Raw genomic sequence first — 22,553 nt, 5'->3', positions numbered from 1 at the left:
AGAGTAGACGCTTTGCGTCTATGCGGTTCGTTTTTTATTTTGCGTAAGTCCTGTACTATTGAGAGTCTGTGTTGATATATTTTTCTACGAGCATGAGTAATTCAGTGTCTGTAAATGGTTTTGTTAAATAATCTGTAGCCCCGACCATCCTAGCTTTGACTCGATCGATAAATCCATCTTTACCAGTAAGCATGATAATCGGTATGAGCCGAAATGCTGTTGAATGTCGCAGCATGGCACAAACCTCGTACCCCTCCAATTCCGACATGGCAATGTCGCATAAAATTAAATCCGGTTTGAGTTGAAAAACCAAACTCAGTGCCTCTAAGGGATTGGTGAGGGCGATCGCTTCATAACCTTGTGGTTGTAAGATGGAATTTATAGTCTCACCGATAGCGATCGCATCGTCAATACATACTATCCGCCCCTTCTGTTTTCCCTGCAATTCCCCACTATCCGTGTGTATATTGAGTTCAGTTGTATCTGGATATACTAGCTGTAGCCAACTCTGTTGCACATATGGATATATTGCCTTAGCGACTGTCAAAATGTCTCGGTTGAGATAGCGAGCCAGTTGACGCAAGGTTGTTTTACCATCAGCCCAATGTCGTAGCTTATTCACGGTTGCTTCTGGTAGCGAGGATTGTAACTGTTTGTCAGATAGCACTGGCAATTGTTCTGGAGACTGAATGTGTGGATACAGCTGCTTCCACTCTTGCACCTGCTTCGTAATTTTTGTAACAAATGGAGCAATCTCGAAAGTGTTTAATTGCGGGGCAAGTGCTACACCCTGATGGAAAATGAAGTTACCTTGGTGTAAGCTCAACAGGTCAAAGAGAGTTTCATGCACCAAGCCGTAAATGATACTACCAGCTATTTTTGGGTTAATGATATTCCGCTCCAAAAGTGCCCACAGATAGGCATACTCTGGCGCGTCGGATGGTAGGGAGGCAATTTGTTTGTCGGTGAGTCGCATCTCAACTCGGTAATGACGCAAATAATCGTTAATTCTGGATAAACGACTCTCGCCTTCTTGGCAATAGATAATTTGACCATTCAGGAAAAAAACGAACCAAGACTGTTGTTTGGGGCGATATTTACTACCTCCCTCTCCACCCAGTTTGGTGTTATGGTGAGAGCTATGAGCTTCCACCCATAGTTGCCCAGTTCGCTGTCCCAACTCAATCAATTGCAGGATACTGCAAATATCAATTTCATTTAAATTTCCCTGCATTTATCTAAAAATTACTCCTTAAGTATTGCTGAATTCTGAATTGCGAATTCTGAATTCTCGCTTCTTCTTTAAGTATTGATTATCGAGTATTGGTAAGATTATTACCCTGTTTTTTGTTCTCATCCGAGAATACATTAAACTATAAACCTTTATCTTTCGTAATACACTTCGACAAAGCTAGTGTTAACACGGAAGTCATCATCACTGTCATCAGTACAAAATATAAAGGCGCGACCAGGTTGCTTTTATAAGTATCAAGACGTAATATCTCGCGTCTATAGTTTTGTCTGTCTTGTTCTCCTAAACTTCGGTTCAGTAAGACGAGTTAACAGAATTATTTAAGGTATATCCCAAAACACGAACTTTAAGTGCATCAATAAAGGACTAACGGTGTGCTGTATTTAGCAGAAGTACAAAAACAGAAAGGTGGTTTACTCAGTGGCGGTGCCAAAACCGAACTGAAACTGCTAGCTTGCCAACGAACTGACCAGAATTGGAGTACTGTGTCGGAAGAAGTGATTGCCGCTGAGGACGCAAGCAAATTAAATGATGGTGCTTTAGTACTGGTTGAACTGAATCCGAATCGTCAAGTGCAGCGGATTCAAGAAGCAGGGCGGCCACTAGTCAACATTTTGCAGAATTTTTCCCGCCAATTGGAGAAATTTAAGCTCAAGGAAGATGAGATCGATCAGTGGAAGCAGTCGCTAACGTTTCAAGCGCAAGAGTTGAATCGCCGTGAAATGGACATGGAAGTACGCTCAGAACAGTTGCAACAATTGGAAGATGAGTTGCAACAACTAGAGGAGCAAAAACAGGAAGTTGACACATCCCGCCAGGAAATTGAACGGTTACAAACAGAAGTTGAGCGCAATCGCCTAGAATTGGAAGGCGCTTGGGAGCATTTGCGGGGTGAGCAACGTCGCCTAGAAGAGCGTCAAGCGGATTTTAAACAAGGGACGGTTTTGGATGAAGAGCAAAGTCGGGTAATGAGTGAGTTACTCGATCGCTTGTCTAGTCGTGCAGTTCCCACGGAAACAGTTAAAGAACAACTGCATCTGGCCTTTGAATTGGTCGAAAAGCAGCAAGCTACTCTTACCCCACACTGGCAAAAACTGGAGGAGCAAAAAACTGCGATCGCACAACAGCAAGAAGAAGTTGAGCGTTTGGCGCAAACCTTTAGCGATCGCCAAAATGCGTGCCAAGAAGCACAAAATTCTCTAGTCCAGCAAACAGCCCAATTACAGATAAATACAGCAGACCTTAGCAGCAAGCAAGAGTATGCTCAGATAATTAAAGAGCAGTTACGAAACGCCGAAGAGTTATATCAACAGATTCACTCTTTGGCTGCAATATCTGGTGGTGTAGTTCTCGGCCAGCAAGCTGATGTGGAAGCTTTGGAGAAAATGCCTTTAGAAGAACTACAAAAAATAGTGCAAGACTTGCAGCATAAGCTAGAAATAGACGCTAGCTTTGTTCACGATCAAGAACAAGAACTGAAATATAAACAAGAAGCTATAGAAGAACTGCAAACTAAAATAAATCACGCATCTGACCATGACCATATGAATTTGGAAATGGAACTAACAGATGAAAAAGACCTCTATCAGATGCTAAATTCCAGTTTGGTGGGACAACGCCGCAATATGCTACAGCATCAGAAGTTTCTTAAGCAACACCAAGCTGTATTGCTACGGCGACAAGGACATACTGTTGTTGAAGAAGAGGGTAATAAAGTTAATTTAGAGCCAGTTCTGTTACAAATTGAAACCCAGCGACAACAATATTCACAGGAAATCCAAAAGCTGGAACGTGAAATTGAGCAGATTCGTTCTGGGATTGAGCTAAATCAGGGAATGATTGACAATCAAACTCACGATTTAGATCAAAAGCGCCAAGAAATCAAAGCGATCGAGGAAAACTTGCTGTCCCTGCGAAGAACAACTGCTGAATGCTGTGGTCGAGTGAATCTCTATGAAGAAGCACTACAACCAATTCAGGATTCTCTGGATGGATTACGGCAAAAGCTGCAAGGAATTGGAGAATCTTTGGATCGATTCCAGGAAACTGGCGATTCTCAAGTCCAAGCGATCGCTCAGTTGCGCCATACTCTCCAGAGTTTAATGCCTCAGCCAGAATTATTAGCGTCTTAACAAGTTAGGAGTTAGGAGTGATGAGTTATGAATTAAAGGAAATTCTTAACTCATCACTTTTAACTCCCAACTATTTCAAACAGATCCAGTCGCCTTCTACTTGAGCGATCGCACCACCAGGAAATGGATAATTTTGCGATCGGGCATCAGCCCTAACTTATTTTTTTCGTGCTAAAGCCCAACTACGAACTACGAGCTTAGTTATTCCATAAATAAATTAGATTCTACATTAAAAAAATTTCCCAGCTTACGCGCTTGTTCTGTATTTATCTTCTCTTGTCCATTTAAAATATTATTAACCAAATCTTCTGTTCCTAAAACTGCTACTAAATCATCTCTACTTCTCTCAGATTCCTCTAAGAGAAATAGCAACATAGATACAGGATTATTCTGCTGGATTGGCTGATAATATTCCTGTTCAAATTTTTCAATTAAAGTAATTAATAACTGATAAAGTTCGTCTTCTTCTGGGGTGCGTTCCCGGTGCATTAAATCTTCTACTATTTTTAAAGCTTGCTCATTTTGAACTTCACTTTTTATCAGTTTGGGAAGATAAGCTGTTAACAATTCCTTGTATTTATCTGAATTAAAAGTAAGGGTCATCTTTCCAGCTTTCCTTATTGTATTCCGCATGGGTGAGGATATATTTAATATAAATTAACTGACCTTCATAATCTATACTAACAATCAAGCGATATTTATTTCCTTTAATATTGAAAACTGTAAAATTACCAACAGCTTCAGCTTTAGGAAAAACCTGCTGTACTTCAACTAAATTTTGCCATTTCGCTTTGGTGGCAACCTTATACCAATTGCTTAATGCTTCCTGACAATCTGAATGGTTTTCTGCATATTCTCTTAAGATTCTGAAACTAATAATGTGCATCGTCCCTGAAAACAAAAAGACTTTAAATAACTATTTCAAACAGATCCAGTCACCTTGTACTTGCGCGATCGCACCACCAGGAAATGGATCGGTTTGCGATCGGTTTGGCGCTCTAATTAAAGCCGTTAATTTTTCGATGTGTTCAAAACTCGCTGCGTCAGTAAGTATTTGCTGCAATATCTGACGCATCACGCGACGTTGCAGCGCCAATGGTGCTTTCTGCAATACTCGACGATTTAACCGCAAGGGAAGAAGAGGAGTAAGGGAATTTTCTTCATACCCAACGCCCCATGACATCGCCTTTTCCCGCAACTCCTGGGCAGCTTTTTCTAAATATTCCACTTCTGCTTGGAGAAGTTCTGCTGTTTGGGCTAAGGCTGATTCTACTTGGGGGTTGAAATTTTCTCGCAAATATGGTAATAATTCTTGGCGAATGCGGTTGCGGGCATATTGCAAATCTTGATTGGTGGAATCTTCCCAAATTGGTAATTTAAACTCGTGACAAAATTGCTCTGTTTGTGAACGAGTAATTTCTAAAAGTGGACGCACTAGCATAATGCCTGTAGTTAGAGGGCGTTGCCAAGTTAGGGCTTGTAAGCCATCAGCACCAGTGCCGCGAATTAAATTGTAGAGAAGAGTTTCGGCGCGATCGCTTGCGGTATGTCCTGTAACTATATATTGATAATTATTTGTTTGCGCGATCGCACTTAAAGCTTGATAGCGCCAATCGCGTCCAGCAGCTTCACTATTTATAGGTTCGTTCGCTGTTTCTAAATAAAAGGATGTATCCCAAGTTTTAGCTAAATTTTCGACATGATGAGCATTAGCTTCGGAGTCAGAACGCCAACGATGATCGCAGTGGGCAATACCTAAATTCCATCCCCATTTGGATTGTAAATCTAAAAGTAATTTTATTAAACATAGAGAATCTTGCCCACCGGAGACAGCGATTAATAGCCGCTGGTTGCGCTCAAATAAGTGGCGCGATCGGATGGTGCGATGGATTTTCGCGTGTAGAGGAGTCCATACCATTCTTAGAACTTCTCATAGTTTTTGGATTTGACTTGCAGCTACAACTTGTTTAACAGTTAACGCCAGTTCGGGGAAAGTAGTAGAAATAATACGGTCATTGTCCGTAAACTTTTGAACTTGGTATTGACCCTCAACCAATTGGTAAACAAAAACCGTGGGGAGTTTAGGATTACCGAGATAAGCACGAGAAGCGATCGCCAGATAATCTACAATCCAATATTCAATGATACCGAGTAGCTGATACTCATCTAGCTTGTCAACATAATCATCATCCCAGTTTGTTGAGGTGACTTCTACAGCAAGTTGGATAGGCTCAATCAGCGCACCATAGGCTAGAACATTGGTATTCCACTGTGATGCATTAACTACACCCACATCTGGATTTCTACCTCGTTCTTCCCCAGAATCAGTAAACGTCCTAATGATGATATCTTTGTCAGCAATATATTCAAGTCCCAAGCGTCTAATTTCATCATTGAAGGCAAGCATTAAAAACCTTGCCACATTCTTATGCGCTCTAGTTGGCTCCACTGGTATAATCTCTCCGTCGATCAGTTCGTAAATGCCACCATCAGGGTATTGCTCTAGAAACTCTTCAAAAGTTAGTTTTTTAACTGGAGTCTGAACCATATTGTTCACCTGCTAAAAAAGGACTTAAAGTAATTGATAATGACGCTCCTACATTGCTAAGGTAATTCGGAATTTTTGAAAGTCAGATTCAATCTGGGTTTCCAGGTTTGCGTCTGTTGCCTTATTTTAGGCAATTCTTGCAACACAAAGTAAATAATTTAGAAATGCTTTCTTCTTTGCGCCTACCCTGCGGGAACGCCTAAAGGCAAATGCGTAAGATAAAAATAATGTATAAATTCACAGGTAACTTTATGGCAGGAATTCAAGTCGGTATTGAGGGTGAAGGCGCACCAGCAGCAGCTGAAGCTTTGCTAGAAATTCCTGGAATATCGGGAAGCTATGAAGTTCCGACGCAAAGAGAAGGAACTTTGGCGGCGATCGCTACTATTATTGGCATTGTGGGTGGTGCTGTGGCTTTAGCTGAACAAATCCGCAAATGGTATCAAGAATGGCATCAATCTCATCTGTACCGTTACTAGTTGCAGGTAACGCGCATAAACAAGACTGCGGTTGTGATGGAGCGCATGGGCGATCGCACTTCGCCAAGGAGCAAGAGACATTATACAATTCTGTTGGTAATCTAACGCCAGGTATTCCTGAACATACTACCACTTCAAGAATCTTGGTTGAGCGCCACTGATTCCTAAAAGTTCTCTAACGCCAAGAAGCTTTAAGATTCCGGTGCTGTAAAATATGTATATATAAATTCTTCATATAAATAACACCTGATGAGTTCTTTACCCGCTAATCGTGCTAATACCCTCAAAGCTGCTTTTCGTGTTTGTGATGTAGCTCCTTTAGTGAGTAGTAGAGATATTGAACGTTATTATGTTAATTTATCAAAAGTCCGCAAGACAGAAGCAATTAATACTATTAAAAAACGCTTAGATTTTCTGGAACCCGCAGAATTTTGCAGTCTTCTATTTACTGGACATCGGGGATGCGGTAAAAGTACAGAATTAAGAAAGATTCAGCAAGAATGGGAATCTCAATATAAAGTTATTTATATAGAAGCCGATGCTGAACTAGATATATTAGACGCAGAATACACAGATTTATATTTGGTAATTATTAAAAAAGTTGCTGATGTCCTATACACATCGGAATTAAATTTTGATGCAAAACTTTTAACTAATTTTGAATCTTGGTTTAAAGAAATAACTCAAGAAACTGAACAAACAGTTGAAAGGTCAGCAAGTATCGGTGCTGAGGCTGAAGCAGGAATAAAAATTCCTTTTCTTTCAAAGTTATTGGGTAAAATACAGGCTCAAATTAAAGGCGCTGACATACAAAGAAGAACGGTTCGCCAGAATTTACAAAAAGATATTGGTCGTTTACAAGCAGATATAAATTTGTTATTAGGCGATGCTTTTGTCAAGCTTAAATCAAAATATCCTGAATATGAAAAAGGATTTTTAATTATTTTCGATAATTTAGACAGAGTGCCTCCAAATGTAGCTAAACATTTATTTTGTGATTACGCATTTCAATTACAAAGTCTACATTGTACGATTATCTATACAGCACCAATTTCTATTGTCTATTCTGAAAATAACTTGAGTAACACTTTCGACACACCCAATATTGTGCCGATGGTCAACATATATGAGTTTGAACAAGACAAAACCGATCTAGATCATAATGATGATGGTATAACAGCAATTACGAGTTTAATTGAACAAAGAGTTGAAGTAGACGCAGTGTTTGAATCGCGTCAACTATTGGTAGATTTAGCCAAAGCAAGCGGCGGTCACATCCGTCAATTGATGCAAATAGCATCAAAAGCATTTCTTACAGCCGCAACTCGCGATCGCGAAAAAGTTACTGCCGATGATATCATTATATGCGATTAAGCAAGAGCAGTTTAATTTTGAGCGGAGTATATCAACAGAATACTATTCGGCGTTGGCTGCGGTATGTGTAAATAAGGATGTTTCTAAAGATGAAATCGGCAGGTTAATGCTGTTCAGTCTTTGGGTTTTTGAGTACAACGGTAAAAATCGCTGGAATTATGTTAATCCAGTTGTGAGGCAAATCCATGCTTTTCAAGAAGCACTCAAATCAGCTACAAGTAACCCATGATTTAAATTTAGAAAAAGAAACTTTTTTGCAAATAAATCAGCAGTCATTAGCGGAACTGTTAACCTTTATTGACTTTGCTGACACTCAGTTAACGATTGGGTTCGTTGCTGTTAACTTTGCAGAAGATAGAAATACTTTAATTGAAATCCTCAAAAACCATCCTCAATTTCATGATATTCAGTTTGAAATTCTCAATTTTGCTGCTCCTAATTTGCGTTTTTTAAGGGATGAGATTATTCATGATTTAAAAGAAATTCATTTAGAACCAGATAAAAAACTAGTATTAATTGTTATCGGTTTAGAAAAGTCTATTGGTTTATCTGGAGAATATCCGCCTGTACTGCAAGACTTGAACTTTGTCCGAGACGCTTTTACTAATAGTGTTCCTCACCCTATACTGATATTTCTGCCAGATCATGCCCTAATGCGTTTGGCAAAATATGCCCCAGATTTTTGGGCATGGAGAAAAGGAGTATTTTATTTTCAAACAGTCCAGTCTACTCAAAACTTGGCTATTGAAAAAACTATTGAGTCTGAGAGAATATTAGGAAGTTTAGATTTACCAGAAAGGCAAGAGCGGATTGATTTACTTGAGCGCTTGCTAATGGAAGAGTCAACTGATGTACGTACCCGCATTACTATTTTGCAGGAATTAGCGGCAGCTTATAGGAGTATTGCTGAGGCAGAAAAAGCAGAATATTTTTTGCTAAAAGCTTTGAAGTTGATTGAAGAAGATGAAAATCTAGCAGAAATCAAAGCCAGCGTTCTCCACGAACTGGGTGACACCTATCATGATTTGGGAAAATGGGATAGAGCGATCGCACTCTACAATGAGTCTTTGGAAATAACTGAACACATTGGTGATGTCCAAGGCAAAGCGGTGACGTTGTACGAACTAGCAGGTATCTACGCCAACAAAGGCGATGTGGATAAAGCACTCGCACTCTACAATGAGTCTTTGGAAATAACTGAACGCATTGGTGATGTCCAAACCAAAGCAGCGACGTTGCATGACCTAGCAGGTATCTACGCCAACAAAGGCGATGTAGATAAAGCGCTTGCACTCTACAATCAGTCTTTGGAAATAACTGAACGCATTGGTGATGTTCAAGGCAAAGCGGCGATGTTGAGCAATCTGGGAATTCTTTATGCTAACAAAGGGGAAGTGGATAAAGCGATTGCGCTCTACAATCAGTCTTTAGAAATAACACAACGCATTGGAAATGTTCAAGGCAAAGCGGCGACGTTGAGCAATCTGGGAATTCTTTACGCTAACAAAGGGGAAGTAGATGAAGCGATCGCACTCTACAATCAGTCTTTGGAAATAAATGAACGCATTGGAAATGTCCAAACCAAAGCGGTGACGTTGCACCAACTGGCAGTTATCTACGCTAACAAAGGGGAAGTGGATGAAGCGATCGCACTTTTCAATCAGTCTTTGTCAATAAATGAAAGCATTGGTAATGTCCAAGGCAAAGCAATGGCTCTGTGGTGGTTAGGAGGTTTGGCAGAACAACAGGGTGAATACACTAAAGCAATATCCTATTTGCAACCAGCTTTAGAGATTTTGCAGCGATTGCAGTCACCGGATGCTGAAGGTGTGAGTGCAAGTCTTGATAGGGTAATTCGTAATTCGTAATTACTGAAAGATTTTTGTTTCACGCATTCGCCTTTAGGCGTTCCCGCAGGGTAGGCACAGAGGCGCGAAGAAGAAGGCAAGAGTGTGAGTTAAGTAAATGAAAACTGCTGTAATGAGTCTTTGATACTCGTGGACGAGTCTTTTATACTCGCGGACGAGTCTTTGATACTCGTGAATGAGTCTTTTATACTCGCGGACGAGTCTTTGATACTCGTGAATGAGTCTTTTATACTCGTGGATGAGCCTTTTATACTCGTGGACGAGTCTTTTATACTCGTGGACGAGCCTTTTATACTCGCGGACGAGTCTTTGATGCTCGTGGACGAGTCTTTGATACTCGTGAATGAGTCTTTGAACTCCATTAATGAACCTCAGAGCTTCGTTGATGAACCTTTGAGCTTCGTTGATGAACCTTTGAGCTTCGTTGATGAACCTCGGAGCTTCATTTGTGAACCTCGCAATGTTGTTCGGTTAGGGCAAAAGACGCGATAAATCGCCGTCTCTACAATAATCATTCCTTTGTAGAGACGGCGATTTATCGCGTCTTCGTGATTATGGGATTTATTTCATTAATAGATTTTGATAGCAATTCAGGTGAGAGAATCAGGATCTATGCCGAGCGATCGCAACCGTTCTGCTAATAATTGAGTGCGTCGTTGGGCTTGCTGGGCTTCTTGCTGTGCTTGTTGAGCTTCTTGTTTTGCTTGTTGAGCTTCTTGTTGAGCAAGTTTTTTGTCTTCTTCTGGTGTTAAAAACCGTTGCCCTTGTTGGTTATACCAATACATCCACTCCCGTGGTATGCCTAAATAAGTTCCTCGTTCGATGCCAATTCCTAAACCTATTTCTGGCAACCAAACTGGATTACCATCATCTAATTCATAAGTATTGTTAACTAATTTGTAAACTTCTAAACGTGGCTTACGGCGACGAAATGGGTTGTAAACTACATAATACAAAATTCCTAATTTTGTATACTCTGCTTTTTTGGTCGAGTACTCACCACGGTATGTTTTAGATACTACCTCCAACACTAATATCGGTAATTTCTTCTCTTCCCAAAGCACATAACTGGGGCGGAGTCCTTCATCATAAAATCGCTCTACGCCCAAACTCAAAAACCCATCTGGGACTATTGCTGGTAAATCGGGGTCATAATAAATACCCATATCTATACCAAAAAACCAATCCATGCGTTCTGCCCAAACCATCGCTAAGATAACTTTGAGTAAACCTGGAATTATATTTTGTAATTCGTTATCCACTGGGGTATCGTCAGAGTCTGGCAGTTCCTCAGATGAGGGTAAACAAGCTAATGGATCGTACTTTAGCATGATGGATTTACCGTTCCTCAGTTATTAGTACATCTTTATTTTATAAATGAATTTTGATATCAATTCAGCACATACTAATTTTATTTACAAACATCGAGAGTATCAGATCCCCGACTTCTTTAAGAAGTCGGGGATCTTTTGCTCATTAGGTATTAGTTTTCTACTTGTTTTAGTTTTTGAAAAATTTCATCAAGTGGTGACTCAGATTCATCAGGACAAAATTCTAAAGCAAGTCTAACTTTTCCTTTTTTCCATCCCAAAGTACTAAATTGTAAAACTTCACAACTTAATCCTTGGGTATACAAATTTACTTCATCTGTTTCTTCTGCTCCAATAAATTCCTTAATTGCTGTAATCAAATCGCGGACTTTAAAGGTTTTAGCAATATTTAACTTATTAAATGTGTCTGGTTCTATAGACACAACTTCATCATGATTTAGTCTCTCAAATCCATCTTCCATAAAAATCTCCTGTCAATAAATCTATATTTTCAGAGATATAACAGTTCATCCGAAATAAAATGATGATTTTATAGATTTAATGCTGGGCAAATAAAAATTATTACTAACTTTTGTCTCGCGCAATCGCTCTTAGCGATCTCGTAAGAGTAGGGGCAAAGAAAAACTCTGCCCTCCTCTGCGTTTCAACTTAAACACTCAACTCCCCATAGTTTTACGCGAGATTTTACTAAGTCCTGAGTTATGAGTAAAAGTAAAATACTCAACACTCAGTACTGTCTTAGTGAGGTTCTTAGAAAAACCAACCGTAAGAATGCAAACCTTTACCCAAAAGATTCACACCGAGATAGCAAACCCAGACAACAACAAAGCCAGTAGCGGCTAAAATTGCGGGACGACGCCCTTGCCAACCGCGAGTGATTCGGGCGTGGAGATAGGCGGCGAAAACTAACCAGGTGATTAATGCCCAAGTTTCTTTGGGGTCCCAACTCCAGTAGGAACCCCAAGCTTCATTAGCCCAAACGCCACCGGCAATAATACCAATTGTCAGCAGGGGAAATCCTAATCCGATGATGCGATAGCTGATGTTGTCGAGGGTTTCGGCAAGGCTAAGGCGCTGGGGTGAAAGGGGTTCGGCAGATGCTACGGCTTGAGGCTCAGAGGTAGTTAATAAATTCAAAACAGCGGTGTTACCGTTACCGTTGCCGTTGCTACTACTTTCAAAACGAGCAAAGCCGTTATTTTCGGCAGAAGGGGCTGGTGGTTGAGAAACTAGTTCAGCTGCTTTGTGTAAGCGGTAGCCGTTGCTGCGATAGCCACCAGTACCGACAGAACTGCCTTGTAGCTGGATGTTTTGACCGCGAGTGACAATTAAGAAAGCGATCGCTAATAACGCACCCACCATCAAAGCAGAATAACTCAACATCATGACGCTGACATGCATCATCAACCAATTAGATTTCAAAGCAGGTACCAGGGGTTCTGACGCTTGCATCTGGGATGGTAGTGTCATGGTAGCAAAAGCAGCGATCGCCATTGCCACAGGAGCCGTAACAACTCCTACTAAGCGGCTACGGCTACTACTTTCAGCAATTAGATGGACGGCGGTAATTCCCCAAGTTAAGAAAAACAGAGATTCATACAGATTACTTAGAGGAAAATAACCAGCTTCGATCCATCGCGCCCCTAATAGAGTCGCCATACACAAATTAGCGATCGCCATCCCAGCTGTCCCCAAAGCGGCTAGATAACGCAGATTCGGAAAAGCCGCTCCTCCCCAATACACCAGCATTGTTAGGAATAATATGGCAAAGGAGGCATTGTCCAGCCAGTTCTGGAGTACAACCAGATTCATAAAGTCTTCTCTCCGTGGATGATTTAAAATATGGATTCTGACTGTTCTGATCCTATCTGCTTAGAGGGACATGGGACAGGAGAAATGGGAAATAGGGAGTAGGGAATGAGAATTTTTCTTTCACCACTCCCGACTTTGCTATCTAAATGGAGTAATCGTAGATGGTGTAGCAGAGTTGCTGTTACTGCTTTTTGGACTAGGCAAAGTAGTCGTATTCGTAACTTTTTTGAGTGCTATAAAAATGTCGTAACGGTTACTGCGACTGTCGCTGACAGCAGATGTCATCCCAATTGAGCGGGTTGCATCTAGCAAAGTTTGTTGATTGGGAATTAGAGTTGGTAAAGGGAAATTTTTCACAGTTCGTTCCACATCCAAGAAAAATTGACCATTTGTCGGATTTGGTTCTGTAGGAACTGTTTGCTGGAAGGGAAGAGTGGTAGCTAGTGTGTTGTTGGGTTGAGGAAGAATTTTATCAGTAATGGGAGCACCCACTACTAGAAAGGCGACATCTCCATCTAACCAACCGTGGGTAGCAGTTAACGTACCATAAGGTGAAACCCAGTTAACAACGGGTTGTCCTGCGACTTTTGCCTGTTGGACTTGGAACTGGTATTGATTTTTCATCACTTCATCGAGCTGTTTTATGGATGCTTCAGCTGATTGGCGATTGCTTCCCTGTACCATGAACACTAAACCCGCCCGAAAATCGTCTGGTGAACCTTGTTTTGGAGTAGTCGGAATCACTGATAAGGAAAATTCGCCTTTCATCCAATTGAGCAAATCCTTATCTAAATCGAGATTGGTAAGAGATTTTATCCCACCTCTAAGCTGTTCTGGTGCGATCGGCGAAAGGGGATTTCCCTGAGATGTTAAAACGTAATCTCCCCACAATCTCTGTAAGTTACCGCCAGAGAGCATTATTAAGGTTTCCGCTGGTACGCGGCTTTGCATTTTCCCAGCTTTGTTTTCCACTGCCAGCACACGTTGACTGTTAGGGTTTAGCCAAGATACGCCCTTTAAGCGAATTCCTTCTGCCTCTAAGGTCATTGTCCCTGCTAAACCTTGGTTATTTTGCAGTTGAGCCAAAACTTGAGCAGGTAAAGGACGGTTTGGAGAAGCTGCGGCTATTTTGGCCGCTGTTGGCACATTTACGTAAAACTGGGCAAAGGGTTGGTAATTAGCAATTTTCGGAAAATTCTCAGCAAATCCCCCTGTTGTGACTAGGGATGTTTTATTTTTGTAAGCGTCGATCGCTCTTTCTGTGGCTTTGGGGCTATCAGTTATAACTAAAAAACGCCCATCTAGTAATGCTGCGGAGAAGTTTTCTCCTGCTTGTCCCTCACTTTGTTTAATGGCGATCCCTTGATAAATACGGTCAATCCATTTGCCTTGTTTCAGGGCTTTGGGTTGTGCCAAAATGCTTTTGGCGATTTCTGGGTTTTTCACTGGTAATACCATTACCATCGACTGCTGATCGCTGGCAGCATCTTCATTGGTGGCAACTGGTTTGGGTACAGCTTTACTTGCTGTTGTTGGGGCAAGAATTGCGATTGTAACGTCATTACCTACCCAAGGAGCAATATCTTTCTGGAAATCGTAACCGTTATTAGTCAGAAAGCGATCGCGCAATTCTACTAAATTTTTGTCCAGTTCTGCTTGAGTTTCTTTTGTGCCAAACTGCCGCAATTTCTGCCACTGCTGCGGATCTGTTGTCAGAGAAACCGCAAACAGGGCATCACCAGGAATAATATTTGCACCTACTAGCAAATCGCTGGAAGATATTTGTCTCTGGGCTAACAACCAGTATGCTACACTCCCCCCACCAATCAATAACCCAGCAGCCGAGAGCGTCAGCACCAGAGACGGTTTCTTATTTTTCTTCATCGGAACAGACACAAGAGGCGGTGCCATTGAAACCTATACCTTATACTTGCAAACTTATTACTTGCTTGATTAGTCAAGTACACCAACAGGTTTAACCATTCTTTAGGGCAGCTAATTAGATTAAATTTTTCCACCCTAGATGTTGATGATACTTCGGTAATCAACTTTCCCTAGTCTTTCAAAAGCTGTGTATTTGACTCAGTTACCATTTTTAACACGCTTTGTTGAATTTCGTAGGACGTTTCCCTGAGATTAATTCCTCACTCGGAAAGTTTCCGCAAGTAAATCTGTTATTCCAAGCAATTTGAGAATATAATTAACTGAAAAAAACTGCAACTCAATTTCAGCTACTTGGCTTTGCTCGGTTGCGATACGCGATCGCCTACTGTGGGCGGGTACGCCATTGCGCCACATCAAAAGTGCAGTATTTTTTGGGATAATGAAGTATAGCTTTGCTATACCGTCAGGCTTATCATTTACTTATACTTGCAACTCAAATCCAGGTAATATATCTTCTCCAGAAACAATCGCTGGCATTTGTATAACTTCTACAGCTTTCAAAAGTCGGTAAATTTCAACTTGACGATCTTGAGGATTAATCAGCCAACCCAAGCGCAGACCATTTTTAATGTATTCCTGCATTTTCTCTTGAATCGGTGCAAGGCGATCTGTCTCTGAACGTAGTTCAATCAAAAAGTCGGGTACAAGTGGCGGAAATTTTTTTCGTTGTTCTGGTGTTAAAGCTTCCCATCGCTCCAATTTTACCCAAGCAGCATCAGGAGAACGTTTTGCACCGTTGGGAAGTATAAAGATAGTTGAAGAACTAAAAACTTTTCCTAATTTTACTTGACGATTCCAATTATTTAAGTCCGTAATTAAATCTGCTTCTTGATTTCCGCTTTCTCCTCCTACTGGTGGCACAATTATTAATTCTCCGGCTGCATTCATTTCCAAGCTTAAATCTCGATTGGCAATGCACAATTGATAAAATTGTTCATCGCTTAAATGAGCAATCGGTTCTAGATTTAGCACAACAGTATTCATTAAACCTTTCCTCGTGTCCTTCTTGCTAACATCAGTAGGAAATTTTTGCTTGTTGGAAGATTTATTGAGGTGTAATTTGCAACCCTTCAAATAAAGAATCTTCTAAACTATCAGTACCACGTTTCGTTTGAGGGAGAATATCAGGATAAAAAATAGTAATAGTTTTTGCTCTAGAATCAATAATCCAAACTCGTTGAACTTTAGATTTTAGATAATCAGTGGCTTTTTCGGTCATTTCTCCGAAAGTTTGACCAGGGGAGATAATTTCAATGACTAATTCGGGTGCAACAGGACAAGCCTCATCTTGCAACCAATCAGCAGAAAGACGGTTATAAGAAACATAAGTCAAATCTGCTACAGGAACCCAGTCTTGTTGATTTTGTTTTAGCTTAATTGCCCATTCAATTACAACCCGCCCTTTTCCTTGCGCCCATGCAGACAATAGTATAAATAATGCACCTGTTATAGAACTATGAAAAAATTTTGGTGCCATCTCATCGTTTTTGAATTTGGGAACAGCTTGTCCATCAATGAGTTCGTAGGTAATATCTCCTTCAGGAAGTGCGAGAAATTCTTCGAGGGTGAGTTGGGTTTTAAGTTGAATCATGGTTGAACTTGGGGAATGACTCTATTTTAGAGAGGATGCGATCGCACAACAACGCCAACCCATCACCGAAAAATCTTTATTTTAACGGCATACTACCAAATTTGATAATTTCATTGTACGATTCCAGCTACTTGGTTTTGCTTGGTAGCGATCGCACCACATCATGCTTTTTTACTGATATTTGGAATCTAATTGCATAGCTCCCAAATATTTAGTTAAATAAGGCGAAAAAACTTCATAAATTAAGGTTAATGGCTGTCCATGATGCCAAAACAAGTAGTGGCGGCCCCAAAAAGGCCCAGTTACATTAAAACCAGACTCTAGCGCCAATGAGTCACCGTAGTAAATTCCTCGAACATCCCGATACAACTCTGTGCGAAGACGAGCTAAACTCGCCCAAATTGGTAATGAACGATTTTGCAAATACTCATCTACATGACTGGCTTCCCACCACGAGGTAGCATAAGCTAATCGCTGACCAGAAGCGGTACGCAGCCACACTTGTCGCCGTAGTCGCGGCCCTGGAACAGCTTGGATTAAGTCAGGAGCACCATCCAAGTCTATGCCAATTAATGACATATCAATCACATCTACTTCTACACGCTCACCTGTAAGCAGTTCTAAGTGACGTGTTGGAGAGCCATCACCCAAAAGCATTAGCTGCCAGGTAGGTGCCAGCTGAGTGTGAGGTAAACTTTGTTGAATTATTTCCTCCCCTCCTTGCCAAATGGGAGTGAGGCGATGCCAAGCTGCTGGCAGTGTTAAGTTGTTTGTCCCCGTAAAAGTGATACTCAATGGTTTTTACAAAACTTCATCTATTTCTATAAAAGCATAAAAAACCAGAGCTATACCCAGATTTAAGGGTCAACAGCCTAAGGTCTATTGACCCTTGACTATTGACCCTTGACTAAGTAAACAAAATATGCGGATGGCGAGACTCGAACTCGCAAGGCAAAGCCACACGCACCTCAAGCGTGCGCGTATACCAATTCCGCCACATCCGCACGGGTTGTCTAAAGATAGACTATAGCATAAGAAAATAATTATAGTAAGGTGATATCTAAATTCAGTTGCTCAAAAATATAAATTTTCTCAAGGCGGTATCAGACTGACAGAAATTTAGCATCTGCACAAGTGATATTAAAAAGGGTAGAGCTAGAGCTACTGTGTTCGGCAGGGTGCGATGGCGTAACCGCTCGCTGTAGGCGATGTCTACGATGGGCTATGACGCTCGATAGATAGCGCAGCGTAAAGCCTTCTCTACGAGAGGCAACGCCTTCAGCATAGCTTCTCTACGAGACGCTAGCGCGAACGCTGAGAGCGACGTAGGAGCGTCTGACTCGCTACCGCAACTCTTGGAGACGCACTCGCGAACGCTCTCGGCGTCGCAAAAGCCCAGCTTGGTAAGCTAGCCAAGACTTACAGCAGCAATGTTGTTAGTGTAGTAAGACCCGTAGAGGCAGCAAGCCTGCAATATGCGAGTTTGTTTAGAGTCAGGGTGGCGAATCTCCTGTGATAATTTGAAATAATGCGAAAATGTTGTTTCAAGTTGGATCGGAGAAAATGTCAATCTACTGGTAATGATATCGAAACTAAAAAATGAAGTTTGACAAAATATTAATTGCCAATCGGGGAGAAATCGCCCTTCGCATTCTCCGCGCCTGTGAAGAAATGGGAATTGCCACAGTCGCGGTTCATTCCACCGTTGACCGGAATGCTCTCCACGTCCAACTTGCTGATGAAGCAGTTTGCATTGGCGAACCTGCTAGCAGTAAAAGTTATTTGAATATTCCCAATATTATTGCTGCCGCATTGACGCGCAATGCGACTGCTATTCATCCAGGTTATGGCTTTTTAGCAGAAAATGCCCGGTTTGCGGAAATCTGTGCCGACCATCATATTGCTTTTATTGGCCCAACTCCAGAAGCTATCAAGTTGATGGGGGATAAATCCACTGCCAAAGAAACCATGCAAAAAGCTGGAGTCCCGACAGTACCAGGTACTGAGGGGTTGGTAGAATCCGAGCAAGAAGGATTAAAATTTGCCAAGGATATCGGCTATCCAGTGATGATCAAAGCCACAGCCGGTGGTGGCGGACGGGGTATGCGCCTAGTTCGTTCTGAAGACGAATTTGTCAAACTTTTCCTCGCAGCCCAAGGCGAAGCAGGAGCAGCTTTTGGTAATTCTGGCGTTTATATAGAAAAATTTATTGAACGTCCCCGCCACATCGAATTTCAAATTTTGGCGGATAACTATGGTAATGTTATCCACTTGGGCGAACGCGATTGCTCTATTCAACGCCGAAATCAAAAGCTACTAGAAGAGGCTCCCAGTCCCGCTCTCGACGAAGACCTACGCGAGAAAATGGGACAAGCTGCTGTCAAAGCTGCCCAATTCATTAATTACAGTGGGGCGGGTACTATCGAGTTTCTCTTGGATAGATCGGGTAAATTCTACTTTATGGAAATGAACACCCGGATTCAAGTAGAACATCCTGTAACAGAGATGATTACTGGAATAGACTTGGTTGCCGAACAAATTCGGATTGCTCAAGGGGAAAGACTCAAGCTTACGCAAGAACAAGTAGTGTTGCGGGGTCATGCGATCGAGTGCCGGATCAACGCTGAAGACCCAGATCATGACTTTCGCCCTTCTCCTGGACGGATCAGTGGCTATCTGCCCCCTGGAGGCCCTGGTGTTCGGATTGATTCCCACGTTTACACAGATTACCAAATTCCGCCCTACTACGATTCCTTGATCGGCAAGTTAATTGTTTGGGCACCAGACCGACCCACTGCTATTAACCGCATGAAACGCGCACTCCGGGAGTGTGCCATCACTGGACTACCCACGACAATTGGGTTTCATCAAAGAATTATGGAAACTCCACAGTTTTTGCAGGGTAATGTCTATACAAATTTTGTCCAGGAAATGAACGGCTAGGGGAGTAGGGAGTGGGGGCAGGGGGCAAGGGGGAGAATAAAAAATTACCTCTTTCTCCTCTGCTCCCTGCTCCCTGCCCCTCTGCTTCTTACCCATGCCCCATCACCTAATTCACACGAGATAGCATTGTCAGTAATCCTTGTTGACCTAGTAATATTTCTCGCAGCAGGCTGAAGATACCAACCCAAATAATAGGTGTAATGTCCACTCCGCCTATAGGTTGTACCAGTTTTCGCAATGGCACTAAAAATGGTTCGGTAGGCCAAGCTATTAAATTAAAGGGCAAACGATTCAGATTCACTTGCGGATACCAAGTGAGAATGATCCGAAATATAAATAAAAATGTCATCACCCCTAACACAGGGCCAAGAATCCAAGCAGTCAGGTCAACACCAGTCATCGGTTTAAGGTACTATCTATCGTAAAGAAAGAAAAACTTAGGCAACGGCAAGCCGCGCTTCGCGAACGCCACAAAATTTGAAGCTTTGTAAAGCACTCTCATCATCATTTTAACCAAATGCTGCCACTTCCTTCTGCAATAGAAAAGCAAACTCCCTCACAGCACTTACCAAGTTTGGCAGTTCAGAGTTAGAGGCTTCTCAAGAAAGTAATACACTATTAAAATTAGGATGAAGTGTGTAAAAAAAGGTTTAGAAGTATGACGCCTTCTTTAGCAAATTTTCTTTGGAGTCTGTTATGGGGTACTGCAATTGTTGTGATACCCGTTACAGTTGGTCTAATTTTCATTAGCCAAAAAGATAAAATTCAGCGTTCATAATGCTTATGAGAGTCAGTTTGACTCTCACAACCGATTGTCTGTTAGCTATTTATAATTGCACTAAAAGCAGCAGTGTTTGTCGCTAGAAGCAGTTGTAGATTACAGACATAGGTGTTTTTATTTTTCGGTGAACAGCTTCAGAGCTTCTTTGCCAGAGGCTTTGAAGCTTCAATATATCGTGACTAATTACAGTAGTGATTTTAATTGTGACTCGCTAACATAGATTTGATATTGGGAAAACAGCAATGATAAATTTTGGGCTGAACTCAGCCAGTTTTCTGGCTCAGGTAAATTTTGGGGCAAACTCAGCCAGTATTCTAGGAATTTTCCTGGCTGTGGCTGGGGCAGCACTGTATTTTCTCCGCACTGTGCGTCCAGAATTGTCACGGGATCAAGATATCTTTTTTGCGGCAGTTGGCTTGCTCTGCGGCTTTATTCTCGTCTTTCAAGGATGGCGGCTAGACCCGATTCTGCAATTTGGCCAACTGCTTTTAGTTGGCACAACTGTGTTTTTTGCAGTTGAAAGTATTCGTCTGCGGAGTATAGCTACCCAGCAAGCAAAGCGGAACACTCCGATTGTGGATGATGAACGAGAGGTAAGTAGAAACTATTCATACAACGATCGCAGAAAGTATGAGGCTGAAATTGCAGACTTAGATCCATTGCCTTATGAAGAGGAGGAGGAACGCCCCCCGCGTCGCCGGATTCAGGGTAGCAGGGATGAGATTTCCACTCGTGATAACTACTACGAGGAGCAACCCCCCCGTCGTTCAGAACGCCGTAACAGCAGCAGTAGCAGCAGTAGTGAAAGACAGGCTCCAGCTGATAAAACGCGGCGGCGGACTTCTGGCCGTCCTGTGAATCGCCCTTCTGAAAGCTCTGAAGAAGAAAATTGGGGTTCTTCATCTAGGCAAGTTGATGATTGGGAAAGTTCGGGAGGGGAAGCCAGAAAAGCTTCTCGCCGTAATAATAACGGAGCAGGGCGTCCAGAAAGCCGGGAAGATGATGTTGCTCCCAGACCAAGAAGGCGTCGTCCACCAACTGACTCAACTGCTCGAAGACCGCGCGAAGATGATGACGCGATTCCAACTGATTATGTGCCATACAATCCGGTTGAAATACCAAATGAGCGGCCAAATAATTCGACCGATTTTGATGACGATGTTTAAAACAGTTGGTGTGGAAGTAGGTTTAAAGGCGACGGAAAACAGTTGAGGTGGAAAAATTTACGCCTACATTTTGGCTCCAAAGACCAATTCATTGGAGCCTGGTTTTTGGTTTAACCAGTTTGCTTGCATCTTGTGGTTCTAACGATATTTCCATAGGGCCTACTTCCCTCAACAGTCGCTACACCGAGGAGCAACCTGCTTTGAGTGGAAATGGGCGCTTTTTAGCGTTTGTATCTAATCGAAATGGTAATCAGCAGCTACTGGTTTTCGACTTGGAGAGGCAACTGTTTATTGGCACGCCAGGGATAAACCGAGCGGAGACAATTGCCGAAAGTCCTAGCTTGAGCTATACCGGGCGTTACATTGCTTATCTTACTAGCGACCAAGGTAGACCAGTGGTGGCGCTTTACGATCGCGCTACGCAACAGTCGCAAATCGTCACACCAACCTATCGCGGCTGGATCAGGAAACCAAATATTAGCCCAGATGGACGTTATGTTGTTTTTGAAACCGCCAGCCGTGGACAGTGGGATGTTGAAGTCCTAGACCGAGGGCCAAATATTGAGTTAGATATTCCTAACGGTGCAACCGTAGGTTCACCTCCGTAGGGGAGCAGGAGCAGGGGAGGCAGGGGAGGCAGGGGAGGCAGGGGAGGCAGGGGAGGCAGGGGAGCAGGGGAGGCAGGGGAGCAGGGGAGCAGAGGAGCAGGGGAGGCAGGGGAGGCAGGGGGAGAATAATTATTGATTAATAGCTAATTACTATATATATGAAACGTGTTTTTTTTATACCTGTATTTTTATCCTTAAGTTTATTGACTGGATGTTTTGGCTACCCTCGCATTTTGAGTTATCCCTTTGATCCGGGGGGGCGGAGTCTCAATAGTTTATCGTCGGAATTAAACCCCCAAATTTCTGGGAGATACATTGTTTTTATTACTGACCGACGGGGTAGCCAAGATGTTTATATGTTTGATACAGTGAGTCGTGATTTGGTTGATTTGCCAGGTTTAAACTCCTTTGATGCGATCGCAACTCATCCTAGCGTTTCCCAAGATGGTCGTTATGTAGTGTTTGGTGCTAGCCGTCAGGGGCGATCGGCTATTTTTCTCTACGACCGCGAAACACGTCAATCACGGAATTTGACTAATAACCTGCAAGCGGAAGTTCGCAACCCTACAATAAGCGCTGATGGTAGCAGGATTGCTTTTGAGTCCAGTAACAACGGACAGTGGGATGTTTTGGTATATGACCGTTATGGACAGCCGTTGAATATACCTCAAGAACCGCGTTAAAAAATGGAGACTGGGGAGTGGGGACTGGTGAAAGAAAATTC

The 22,553-nt window shown here is 42.2% G+C and carries 23 protein-coding genes, 1 tRNA gene and 1 pseudogene; 10 read left to right on the top strand and 15 right to left on the bottom strand.

The window, feature by feature from the left end:
- Nucleotides 1–55: 55 nt before the first annotated feature.
- Nucleotides 56–1,234: a response regulator gene (locus tag V7L01_RS27710; RefSeq protein WP_335040526.1), complete on the bottom strand. Its 1,179-nt coding sequence runs from the start codon at nucleotides 1,232–1,234 to the stop codon at nucleotides 56–58.
- 392 nt (nucleotides 1,235–1,626) lie between these two features.
- On the opposite strand from V7L01_RS27710, the gene hmpF reads away from it, so the two are divergent.
- A complete protein-coding gene (hmpF, locus tag V7L01_RS27705; protein WP_335040524.1) occupies nucleotides 1,627–3,384 on the top strand; it encodes a pilus motility taxis protein HmpF in 1,758 nt (585 codons plus the stop codon).
- A 201-nt stretch (nucleotides 3,385–3,585) separates the two neighbouring features.
- On the opposite strand, the gene V7L01_RS27700 is transcribed toward hmpF, so the two are convergent.
- The 4 genes from V7L01_RS27700 to V7L01_RS27685 are packed head-to-tail and all read right to left on the bottom strand — an operon-like array spanning nucleotide 3,586 to nucleotide 5,932.
- Nucleotides 3,586–3,987, bottom strand: a complete 402-nt coding sequence (locus V7L01_RS27700) for a helix-turn-helix domain-containing protein (protein ID WP_335040522.1) — start codon at nucleotides 3,985–3,987, stop codon at nucleotides 3,586–3,588.
- The gene (locus V7L01_RS27695) at nucleotides 3,971–4,270 is read right to left on the bottom strand and encodes a type II toxin-antitoxin system HigB family toxin (protein ID WP_335040520.1); all 300 of its coding nucleotides are present in this window, start codon (nucleotides 4,268–4,270) and stop codon (nucleotides 3,971–3,973) included. Before V7L01_RS27695 ends, V7L01_RS27700 begins: the two co-directional genes overlap by 17 nt.
- Before the next feature lie 30 nt (nucleotides 4,271–4,300).
- Entirely contained in the window at nucleotides 4,301–5,302 is a 1,002-nt protein-coding gene (tilS, locus tag V7L01_RS27690) for a tRNA lysidine(34) synthetase TilS (protein ID WP_335040517.1), read from the bottom strand.
- A gap of 12 nt (nucleotides 5,303–5,314) precedes the next feature.
- On the bottom strand, nucleotides 5,315–5,932 hold the full coding sequence (locus V7L01_RS27685; protein WP_335040516.1) for a Uma2 family endonuclease: 618 nt from the start codon (nucleotides 5,930–5,932) through the stop codon (nucleotides 5,315–5,317).
- Between the two features lie 251 nt (nucleotides 5,933–6,183).
- Here V7L01_RS27685 and V7L01_RS27680 point away from each other — a divergent pair, with 251 nt between their 5' ends.
- Entirely contained in the window at nucleotides 6,184–6,411 is a 228-nt protein-coding gene (locus V7L01_RS27680) for a hypothetical protein (RefSeq protein ID WP_335040513.1), read from the top strand.
- On the opposite strand, the pseudogene V7L01_RS27675 reads toward V7L01_RS27680, so the two are convergent.
- A pseudogene (locus V7L01_RS27675) lies at nucleotides 6,397–6,492 on the bottom strand (Npun_F5749 family FMN-dependent PPOX-type flavoprotein); the annotation flags it as partial. The gene V7L01_RS27680 and the pseudogene V7L01_RS27675 overlap by 15 nt on opposite strands.
- A 168-nt stretch (nucleotides 6,493–6,660) precedes the next feature.
- On the opposite strand from V7L01_RS27675, the gene V7L01_RS27670 reads away from it, so the two are divergent.
- From V7L01_RS27670 to V7L01_RS27660, 3 genes are read left to right on the top strand one after another with little or no spacing between them, the layout of a single operon-like run.
- Nucleotides 6,661–7,785, top strand: a complete 1,125-nt coding sequence (locus V7L01_RS27670; protein ID WP_335040511.1) for a P-loop NTPase fold protein — start codon at nucleotides 6,661–6,663, stop codon at nucleotides 7,783–7,785.
- Entirely contained in the window at nucleotides 7,763–8,014 is a 252-nt protein-coding gene (locus V7L01_RS27665; RefSeq protein WP_335040510.1) for a hypothetical protein, read from the top strand. The genes V7L01_RS27670 and V7L01_RS27665 overlap by 23 nt, the downstream gene beginning before the upstream one ends.
- A complete protein-coding gene (locus V7L01_RS27660; protein WP_335040508.1) occupies nucleotides 7,971–9,653 on the top strand; it encodes a tetratricopeptide repeat protein in 1,683 nt (560 codons plus the stop codon). Before V7L01_RS27665 ends, V7L01_RS27660 begins: the two co-directional genes overlap by 44 nt.
- Before the next feature lie 590 nt (nucleotides 9,654–10,243).
- Here the strand turns inward: V7L01_RS27660 and V7L01_RS27655 are convergent.
- The 8 genes from V7L01_RS27655 to V7L01_RS27620 all read right to left on the bottom strand — a co-directional run bounded on the left by V7L01_RS27655 (nucleotide 10,244) and on the right by V7L01_RS27620 (nucleotide 17,335).
- Complete coding sequence (locus tag V7L01_RS27655; RefSeq protein ID WP_335040506.1) at nucleotides 10,244–10,984, bottom strand: Uma2 family endonuclease; 741 nt, start codon at nucleotides 10,982–10,984, stop codon at nucleotides 10,244–10,246.
- A gap of 152 nt (nucleotides 10,985–11,136) precedes the next feature.
- Entirely contained in the window at nucleotides 11,137–11,445 is a 309-nt protein-coding gene (locus V7L01_RS27650; RefSeq protein ID WP_335040504.1) for a KGK domain-containing protein, read from the bottom strand.
- A 289-nt stretch (nucleotides 11,446–11,734) separates the two neighbouring features.
- Entirely contained in the window at nucleotides 11,735–12,796 is a 1,062-nt protein-coding gene (gene ccsB, locus V7L01_RS27645; RefSeq protein ID WP_335040501.1) for a c-type cytochrome biogenesis protein CcsB, read from the bottom strand.
- A gap of 138 nt (nucleotides 12,797–12,934) precedes the next feature.
- Nucleotides 12,935–14,707: a DUF3352 domain-containing protein gene (locus tag V7L01_RS27640; protein WP_335040499.1), complete on the bottom strand. Its 1,773-nt coding sequence runs from the start codon at nucleotides 14,705–14,707 to the stop codon at nucleotides 12,935–12,937.
- 453 nt (nucleotides 14,708–15,160) lie between these two features.
- Nucleotides 15,161–15,724, bottom strand: a complete 564-nt coding sequence (locus V7L01_RS27635) for a Uma2 family endonuclease (protein ID WP_335040497.1) — start codon at nucleotides 15,722–15,724, stop codon at nucleotides 15,161–15,163.
- A gap of 61 nt (nucleotides 15,725–15,785) precedes the next feature.
- A complete protein-coding gene (locus V7L01_RS27630; protein WP_335040494.1) occupies nucleotides 15,786–16,331 on the bottom strand; it encodes a Uma2 family endonuclease in 546 nt (181 codons plus the stop codon).
- Nucleotides 16,332–16,502: 171 nt separating this feature from the next.
- Nucleotides 16,503–17,126, bottom strand: a complete 624-nt coding sequence (locus V7L01_RS27625) for a chorismate lyase (protein ID WP_335040492.1) — start codon at nucleotides 17,124–17,126, stop codon at nucleotides 16,503–16,505.
- A 128-nt stretch (nucleotides 17,127–17,254) separates the two neighbouring features.
- Nucleotides 17,255–17,335 (bottom strand) — tRNA-Leu (locus V7L01_RS27620).
- Between the two features lie 595 nt (nucleotides 17,336–17,930).
- Here V7L01_RS27620 and accC point away from each other — a divergent pair.
- A complete protein-coding gene (accC, locus tag V7L01_RS27615) occupies nucleotides 17,931–19,274 on the top strand; it encodes an acetyl-CoA carboxylase biotin carboxylase subunit (protein ID WP_335040490.1) in 1,344 nt (447 codons plus the stop codon).
- Nucleotides 19,275–19,380: 106 nt separating this feature from the next.
- Here the strand turns inward: accC and V7L01_RS27610 are convergent, their stop codons facing one another.
- On the bottom strand, nucleotides 19,381–19,674 hold the full coding sequence (locus tag V7L01_RS27610; RefSeq protein ID WP_265276153.1) for a YggT family protein: 294 nt from the start codon (nucleotides 19,672–19,674) through the stop codon (nucleotides 19,381–19,383).
- Between the two features lie 258 nt (nucleotides 19,675–19,932).
- Between V7L01_RS27610 and psbX the strand changes: the two genes are divergently transcribed.
- The 4 genes from psbX (at nucleotide 19,933) to V7L01_RS27590 (ending at nucleotide 22,512) form a co-directional block, all read left to right on the top strand.
- On the top strand, nucleotides 19,933–20,052 hold the full coding sequence (gene psbX / locus V7L01_RS27605; RefSeq protein WP_012412183.1) for a photosystem II reaction center X protein: 120 nt from the start codon (nucleotides 19,933–19,935) through the stop codon (nucleotides 20,050–20,052).
- A gap of 245 nt (nucleotides 20,053–20,297) precedes the next feature.
- On the top strand, nucleotides 20,298–21,221 hold the full coding sequence (locus V7L01_RS27600; RefSeq protein ID WP_335040488.1) for a Ycf66 family protein: 924 nt from the start codon (nucleotides 20,298–20,300) through the stop codon (nucleotides 21,219–21,221).
- A gap of 47 nt (nucleotides 21,222–21,268) precedes the next feature.
- Nucleotides 21,269–21,829, top strand: coding sequence for a TolB family protein (locus tag V7L01_RS27595; protein WP_335040486.1), 561 nt, complete (start codon nucleotides 21,269–21,271; stop codon nucleotides 21,827–21,829).
- A 158-nt stretch (nucleotides 21,830–21,987) separates the two neighbouring features.
- Nucleotides 21,988–22,512: a TolB family protein gene (locus tag V7L01_RS27590; protein ID WP_335040484.1), complete on the top strand. Its 525-nt coding sequence runs from the start codon at nucleotides 21,988–21,990 to the stop codon at nucleotides 22,510–22,512.
- Nucleotides 22,513–22,553 lie beyond the last annotated feature (41 nt).

This window comes from Nostoc sp. (assembly GCF_036917095.1).
Classification (GTDB): domain Bacteria; phylum Cyanobacteriota; class Cyanobacteriia; order Cyanobacteriales; family Nostocaceae; genus Nostoc.
The sequence above is the reverse complement of the archived record's forward strand: the minus strand, read 5'-3'. Positions and strand labels throughout refer to the sequence as shown.

What these genes read in the sequence shown, in the direction of transcription:
- V7L01_RS27710 (WP_335040526.1), bottom strand. Translation starts at nt 1,234, where the DNA reads ATGCAGGGAAATTTAAATGAAATTGATATTTGCAGTATCCTGCAATTG.
- V7L01_RS27700 (WP_335040522.1), bottom strand. Translation starts at nt 3,987, where the DNA reads ATGACCCTTACTTTTAATTCAGATAAATACAAGGAATTGTTAACAGCT.
- V7L01_RS27695 (WP_335040520.1), bottom strand. Translation starts at nt 4,270, where the DNA reads ATGCACATTATTAGTTTCAGAATCTTAAGAGAATATGCAGAAAACCAT.
- tilS (WP_335040517.1), bottom strand. Translation starts at nt 5,302, where the DNA reads ATGGTATGGACTCCTCTACACGCGAAAATCCATCGCACCATCCGATCG.
- V7L01_RS27685 (WP_335040516.1), bottom strand. Translation starts at nt 5,932, where the DNA reads ATGGTTCAGACTCCAGTTAAAAAACTAACTTTTGAAGAGTTTCTAGAG.
- V7L01_RS27680 (WP_335040513.1), top strand. Translation starts at nt 6,184, where the DNA reads ATGGCAGGAATTCAAGTCGGTATTGAGGGTGAAGGCGCACCAGCAGCA.
- V7L01_RS27670 (WP_335040511.1), top strand. Translation starts at nt 6,661, where the DNA reads ATGAGTTCTTTACCCGCTAATCGTGCTAATACCCTCAAAGCTGCTTTT.
- V7L01_RS27665 (WP_335040510.1), top strand. Translation starts at nt 7,763, where the DNA reads ATGATATCATTATATGCGATTAAGCAAGAGCAGTTTAATTTTGAGCGG.
- V7L01_RS27660 (WP_335040508.1), top strand. Translation starts at nt 7,971, where the DNA reads ATGCTTTTCAAGAAGCACTCAAATCAGCTACAAGTAACCCATGATTTA.
- V7L01_RS27655 (WP_335040506.1), bottom strand. Translation starts at nt 10,984, where the DNA reads ATGCTAAAGTACGATCCATTAGCTTGTTTACCCTCATCTGAGGAACTG.
- V7L01_RS27650 (WP_335040504.1), bottom strand. Translation starts at nt 11,445, where the DNA reads ATGGAAGATGGATTTGAGAGACTAAATCATGATGAAGTTGTGTCTATA.
- ccsB (WP_335040501.1), bottom strand. Translation starts at nt 12,796, where the DNA reads ATGAATCTGGTTGTACTCCAGAACTGGCTGGACAATGCCTCCTTTGCC.
- V7L01_RS27640 (WP_335040499.1), bottom strand. Translation starts at nt 14,707, where the DNA reads ATGGCACCGCCTCTTGTGTCTGTTCCGATGAAGAAAAATAAGAAACCG.
- V7L01_RS27635 (WP_335040497.1), bottom strand. Translation starts at nt 15,724, where the DNA reads ATGAATACTGTTGTGCTAAATCTAGAACCGATTGCTCATTTAAGCGAT.
- V7L01_RS27630 (WP_335040494.1), bottom strand. Translation starts at nt 16,331, where the DNA reads ATGATTCAACTTAAAACCCAACTCACCCTCGAAGAATTTCTCGCACTT.
- accC (WP_335040490.1), top strand. Translation starts at nt 17,931, where the DNA reads ATGAAGTTTGACAAAATATTAATTGCCAATCGGGGAGAAATCGCCCTT.
- V7L01_RS27610 (WP_265276153.1), bottom strand. Translation starts at nt 19,674, where the DNA reads ATGACTGGTGTTGACCTGACTGCTTGGATTCTTGGCCCTGTGTTAGGG.
- psbX (WP_012412183.1), top strand. Translation starts at nt 19,933, where the DNA reads ATGACGCCTTCTTTAGCAAATTTTCTTTGGAGTCTGTTATGGGGTACT.
- V7L01_RS27600 (WP_335040488.1), top strand. Translation starts at nt 20,298, where the DNA reads ATGATAAATTTTGGGCTGAACTCAGCCAGTTTTCTGGCTCAGGTAAAT.
- V7L01_RS27590 (WP_335040484.1), top strand. Translation starts at nt 21,988, where the DNA reads ATGAAACGTGTTTTTTTTATACCTGTATTTTTATCCTTAAGTTTATTG.